This window comes from Mesorhizobium sp. L48C026A00 (assembly GCF_000502375.1).
Taxonomy (GTDB): domain Bacteria; phylum Pseudomonadota; class Alphaproteobacteria; order Rhizobiales; family Rhizobiaceae; genus Mesorhizobium; species Mesorhizobium muleiense.
Window position 1 is genome coordinate 1 of the sequence record NZ_AYWU01000073.1, and the last position, 5703, is coordinate 5703.

General features: G+C 59.2%; 5 protein-coding genes and 1 pseudogene. 5 read left to right on the forward strand and 1 reads right to left on the reverse strand.

The window, feature by feature from the left end:
• The 4 genes and pseudogenes from X738_RS88150 to X738_RS81590 form a co-directional block, all read left to right on the forward strand.
• Positions 1-619, forward strand: a pseudogene (locus tag X738_RS88150) (ATP-binding protein); the annotation flags it as partial.
• A 1617-nt stretch (positions 620-2236) separates the two neighbouring features.
• Positions 2237-2761: a YciE/YciF ferroxidase family protein gene (locus X738_RS80085; protein ID WP_023804191.1), complete on the forward strand. Its 525-nt coding sequence runs from the start codon at positions 2237-2239 to the stop codon at positions 2759-2761.
• A 212-nt stretch (positions 2762-2973) separates the two neighbouring features.
• Positions 2974-3105 (forward strand): hypothetical protein, encoded by a 132-nt coding sequence (locus tag X738_RS88645; RefSeq protein ID WP_280812031.1) that lies wholly within the window; start codon positions 2974-2976, stop codon positions 3103-3105.
• A gap of 74 nt (positions 3106-3179) precedes the next feature.
• A complete protein-coding gene (locus X738_RS81590) occupies positions 3180-3410 on the forward strand; it encodes a hypothetical protein (RefSeq protein WP_023804193.1) in 231 nt (76 codons plus the stop codon).
• Positions 3411-3912: 502 nt separating this feature from the next.
• Here X738_RS81590 and X738_RS80095 read toward each other — a convergent pair.
• Positions 3913-4311, reverse strand: coding sequence for a hypothetical protein (locus X738_RS80095; RefSeq protein WP_023804194.1), 399 nt, complete (start codon positions 4309-4311; stop codon positions 3913-3915).
• Between the two features lie 1012 nt (positions 4312-5323).
• Here X738_RS80095 and X738_RS80100 point away from each other — a divergent pair.
• A complete protein-coding gene (locus tag X738_RS80100; RefSeq protein ID WP_023804195.1) occupies positions 5324-5563 on the forward strand; it encodes a hypothetical protein in 240 nt (79 codons plus the stop codon).
• The last annotated feature ends 140 nt before the right edge of the window (positions 5564-5703 follow it).

The window sequence follows — 5703 nt, forward strand, 5'->3', positions numbered from 1 at the left end:
ATCCGGCTGGAAAGCCGCAATGCGACTGAGGCCGACCGGAGACGATTTGAGCGGCTCGCCGGTCGCGTCGACGCTCTGGCGATCCTCTACCAGACGCTTACCGCCGACGATCAGAAGGAGGAGGTCGATCTTGGCGTCTATCTCAGCCAGATCGCGTCCGCGGTGATGAGTTCGCATGCAGTCGAGGGGATCCGCCTCGATATGAGGGTGGACACATATCCGGTGTCAATCAACGTCGCCATGCCGNTCGCATGCAGTCGAGGGGATCCGCCTCGATATGAGGGTGGACACATATCCGGTGTCAATCAACGTCGCCATGCCGGCTGGACTGGTGGTCAACGAATTGCTGACCAATTCGCTAAAACATGCTTTCCAGGGGCGCGAAGGCGGCACGATAACGCTGCACAGCATCGTCGATGGCGACGGCTGCCGGGTCATAGTGGCTGACGACGGAATTGGACTGCCGGAAGGCGAGACGTGGCCCAAGCCAGGCAAGCTCGGAGCCCTGATCGCGCACTCGCTGACCGAGAACGCCAAGGCGCGGCTCGCGGTCGACTCGAGCGCCAGCAAGGGGACGAAGGTGACGATCGTCTTTAAACGATCAGCGGCAGCAAGCTGAAAATCGCAACGAACATACCGGGCCGGCACCTGGCTTCATTTCGCTGCCTTGAGCAAGTGCGCAAATCGCCGGCAGGTACGTCCGCTTGGAGCAGGANGCCGGCACCTGGCTTCATTTCGCTGCCTTGAGCAAGTGCGCAAATCGCCGGCAGGTACGTCCGCTTGGAGCAGGATGAAGCGCGGGCTTTTCGCTCGGTTTGGGCTGGCGTATCAGGCCCGCCGAACGATCGCGTCGACGGGCGGCGCAAGGTCTGGTGGCGACTTGCTGTTCGAGCGCCACAAGTACCCAAAGAATGTTCTTAGTATGTGCATTGTCGTTACCTCCTGGACCACCAAACTTGGCTTGGGCATTGTTGTTCCTGAATGGCGGGCCAAGCGCCGCTGTCCCAAGGCGAACTCATTGTGGCAAGCAGGCACGGCTGGAGGCCGGACGGGATAGAAATTCTGGCCGTGATCGCTCCCGGTTGCAGACGCTCATCCATTCTTCCGACCTGGAATTCGGGGAGATGGGAGGCGGCTTGGCTGAAATCGACCGAGGGCAGGTTCTGGCGGTGGGCAGGGCGGGGGGGTGGTGGCGATCACCGACAAGCTGAAGGAGCGGGTGCGTCCCGCCCGTCCGAGTTGGCGCTACTGGGCCGCATGTTCGACCTGAGGGTCGAGGCTCAATCTGAAAAACGAGATGAAATGCTCGCGTCTCCGGATTGTAAGTTATACGAAGGGACGCCGGACGAGTAGAACTTCTTTGGACTTTGAGACGACCGTTAGGACGTTGGCTTGTCAGCAGGCGGCTTGTCTTCCGTCCGGGAACCTGGCCGAGCCAAATGCTTTCTGGTCGTGCAACACTTGCCCTAGTGCTGAAAAATCGGACTGCACCCCTTCCGATCAGCCCGCGTCCTTCCATCCCCTCGGCGCGCGGGCTTTTTGTCTGGTGGCCCTGGCGCTGCTGAAGGCGCGGCGGGCCTTTATTGTTTCGGTGTGGAACTTCGACGCGGTCTGAAAGTTTCATTCGTGCAGCTGCGACATGGATGACTCCCGATGGGCCCGCGTCCTTTTTTCCCGAAGGGCGCGGGCTTTCTTTCGTGCACGGAACACCGGGGCGGGNTTCGTGCAGCTGCGACATGGATGACTCCCGATGGGCCCGCGTCCTTTTTTCCCGAAGGGCGCGGGCTTTCTTTCGTGCACGGAACACCGGGGCAGGTGCACGTTTCGCCGGCATCCAGCGAAATGGCCGCTTGCGCGCCGCCTCAATCCCCTCGCATTCCCGGCCCGTGTTGTCTGCCACGAGATGCTGGTGAACGCCGCTACGAAATATCTTGGCATCCCAGCGCCATCTGTCACCTGCGGGGCACGTTGTCGTGGTCACCGGCGCGTCAAGCGTTTCACGAAAGGGGCGCGGCTGGTACTGGTTTCGAGAAACGACGACGCGCTCGACAATATCGCTAAGGAATGCGTCGGCTCAGGCGGTGAAGCACTACTGAGGGCGTTGCGGTTTGTTCGTTTACGTCGATGACTTCCAGGCGCAGAGGGTTACCGATCGGCCAAAAGGAACAAACAGCACCCACTTTGGTTAAAGCTGCGCGTGCCACCAGACACGCGTTTCTCACACTCGGAGACGACGATGGTTACGAAACAGGAATCGCAAACCAAGGCCAAGGGCCTCGAAGATCTTTTCCACGACGGACTGAAGGACGTCTACTACGCTGAGCGCAAAATCCTGACTGCGCTGAAGAAGATGGCGAAGGGTGCCGAATCCGACCAACTGACCGCCGCATTCGAAAAGCACCGCGACGAGACGGAGGCTCAGATCGATCGGCTGCAGCAGGTCTTCGAGATTTTCGGCAAACGGGCACAAGGAAAGACGTGTCCCGCGATCGACGGCATCATTGAGGAAGGACAGGAGATACTTGAGGAATTCAAGGAAGCTCCAGCTCTGGACGCTGGTCTTGTGGCGGCGGCGCAAGCTGTCGAACACTATGAGATCGCCCGCTATGGCACCCTGATCACCTGGGCCGGACTTCTCGGCCTAAAGGATGCCGTGCCGCTGCTCGAGGAGACGCTCGAAGAGGAAAAGGCGACTGACGAAGCGCTGACGCAGCTTGGAGAGACCAGCGTCAACGAGAGAGCGATGCAGGAAGCTGCCTAGTTAGACGGCGCTTCGAAAGCAGAATCAATGAGCACGTCATGAACAAGAGAGAGAACGCGCCTCCGGACGACGGAGGCGCGCCTTTGTCGCCGGTGCCTCCGGCAACTCCTGTTCGAGCCTAACATCTCGGTCGCGGTCTGATCGACGATGGCACTGTCGTCTTCTTTCTTGGTCGCCTGGAAGACGTGCGCCAGAGCGGAGACGACCTCATCATGGAGATCAACACCAACGGCGGGGATGCCGATGCGGCCCGGCGGATTGCCCTCGAAATCCGGCTGTTTCGGCAGCATTCAGGCCGAAATGCGTACTGCGTCGGCAAGACGAAAGTGTATTCGGCGGGGTAACTATCTTCGCGGCTTTCCCGAAGCCGTTCCGTTTCCTCACCACGGACGCGGTTCTCCTGGTGCATGAGCGGCGTATGCAGAAGAGTGTCGAACTGAATGGCCCGATGAAATCATCCATCCAGATCGTGCGCGAGCAGCTTGCGCTACTTGAGACAGCGGAGCGACTGGAAATGGAGGGCTTTAAGGAACTCGTTGAGGGCAGTTCGCTTAACGTTGACGAACTCTACCGCCGAGCGACAACCAATTGCTACATCCACGCTGAAGAGGCGCTCGATCTGGGGATTGTCGCCGATCTGCTGCGGTAGCATTGCGGTTTAGGAGACATATCCGCGGCGACTCCGGAGTATCGGATTGACAATGCACAGCCCGCGCCTCTTGGGAGAGAGCACGGGTCACGAGTATCGACTGCGCTTGTGCCTGGTGCACGACCGATCTCCCGCCGTATCGAAAGGTGCGGCGGGCTTTTTGTGACCATGTATTTTGACCAACCCGATTGGGAGGTAGCCAAAAGGCCGTGCTACATGGGCGATGACATTCCCCCAACGTACGCCTGACCACGCGATTCAATGAGATCGAGCTGGGGCGGGCGCTGCGGTTCCAGCCTTGCGGATCATCGGGCGCGAATGATGTGCTTGCTTCGTGAGCTTGCCCAAACACAAATCAGAGGCGCCGCTGCCCTCCGCGCTCTGTGCGAGCTGTCGCTACCCAGCCGTAGGGGAATAGTAGCCAATTCACATGCTGCGAGATCGGGACTCGTCGATCGGCCCGCCTCTTCCCATCCCCTCCGGGGGGGCCATTATTTAGCGACTATTGCTCCGGAACCGCGGAGGTCTGAGGATGATTTCGGGCGGCTTCGGCAATTTCCGGGATGTATTTCGTCGCGGTGCAGCTTCGGTTCACGTTGGCGCGCGCGTCGAACGCCTCTTTTTCACAGACCCGCTCAGCGAGCGCGATGGGAACATGCACGGCCAGAGGCACCTCAGCCTCAGAGATCCCAAGCTTGGCTGCGATTTTCTGTTTCACCTCTTGCCTGCCAAGCGAAACGTCAACGCCAACATCTTGCGGGTCCTGCGAATCTTCCGTCGTCGGCGATGCGCCTTGCCCCGATAGATCGTCTTGCTGCCCAGTCTGAGCAAATGTCTGCACGGTAAAGAGCAGCCATGCAATCACAGCCGGCCGCACAATTCGGTGGAGGAGTATTCTCATGCCAGCCTCCTGCAGGTGCCTTAACAACGGCAAAGTGGTTGAAGCGTTCCAGAGGAAGCGGCGTGCGCTTTGGGAGTGGATCTAGCCCGCCATGGCGAGGAGGCAGCGTTTTTTCTGTGCGGGTGGAACTCGATCTGCGACAATCGTTCGGTGCGGCAACAAAGCGCTGTTCTGTCAGTTCCGGGGAGAACAATGCGGGAAAGGCAAGCATTCACCGATAAACAAAACAAGACAGGAAAGGAGCGCACGCGGATGCTGCGCGGGAATTCGAGCGCGCGGGACGAGATGCAAAGACGGCTCGGCTCCACAACGACGGAAGATGAAGAAGTCGTAGTAGGCAGGCTGCACCTGGTGCTCTCCCCCTCTCCGCAAGGCGCAGTTGGTGCTGGGTCTTCGCATGATGAAGCACCTGGCCTAGGCCGCGCTTGTCGAAGTCCAGTCCGCACACTGGACAATGCTCGAAATCCTCCGCCGCGGCTGGTCGTGGTGTTTGCCGCCGCTGCTACCTGTGCATCGTTGCTTGTTGCCCTTGTCAGTTGGACCGGCGCGCCGATCCAGGCACCAACTGGCCTACTTACAAGACGATAAAGCGCGCCAATATTACGAGCCGTGGTGACGCATCGGCGGGGTGTTTGTTCTGCAGACCAAAAAGGCCTGGTCGAAAAGTGCGGATGGCGCCAAATGCTTTGCGAGAAAGCCATGTGATCCGACCTGCTCTCTTGCTGAAGTCCCGCGCCGCCTGACCGGCGACAAGGTCCGAGGGGTGCATAAGAGGGCTTGATGCGGCCAGGCAACCTAGGCTTCCCATTTGCCGGCCGCAGACCTCAGCATGGAAATCAACGTACGGGAATTACCAAGCCGTAGCCGCCTTGGAACGAATAATCCGACTCAAACTTACTTTAGCGATCCAAGTCCCTCACTCGGATCACCGGTCACTCGATCGGATTGGCCCGCCCTCGTACAGGGGCGGGCCATTGTTTCCCGGCGACCTGACTAACAGGAGTGAACAACAATGTTTGCAGATGAGATTGCGGCAAGGCGTCTTAAAACCCTGGTCGAGCACTATATGGAGACCAGGAAAAGGCGGCACGACGTGGTTTCAACATCAAGGGCTGAAACCGCCATACGGGAAGTCCTCCCCAATTGCCCTGTGTCCGGGAAAGCCCTTGACGACATGATCGCTGCCTGTGCCGTCGAGCATGGTCTCGGCGTGCTGTTCGACAGGTCAGAAGTCACCGACAGCGTCAGCTGACGCTGGCCTGCGCCAGCGCTGAAAGGTAGTCAAACACGTCGAATGTCCGATTCATACATATCCCGGTTGGTACGTTTCCGACACTATCCATGAGCCTCCATGCATCTAGATAGTCCATGGAGGTGGACTGAGCATGCCAA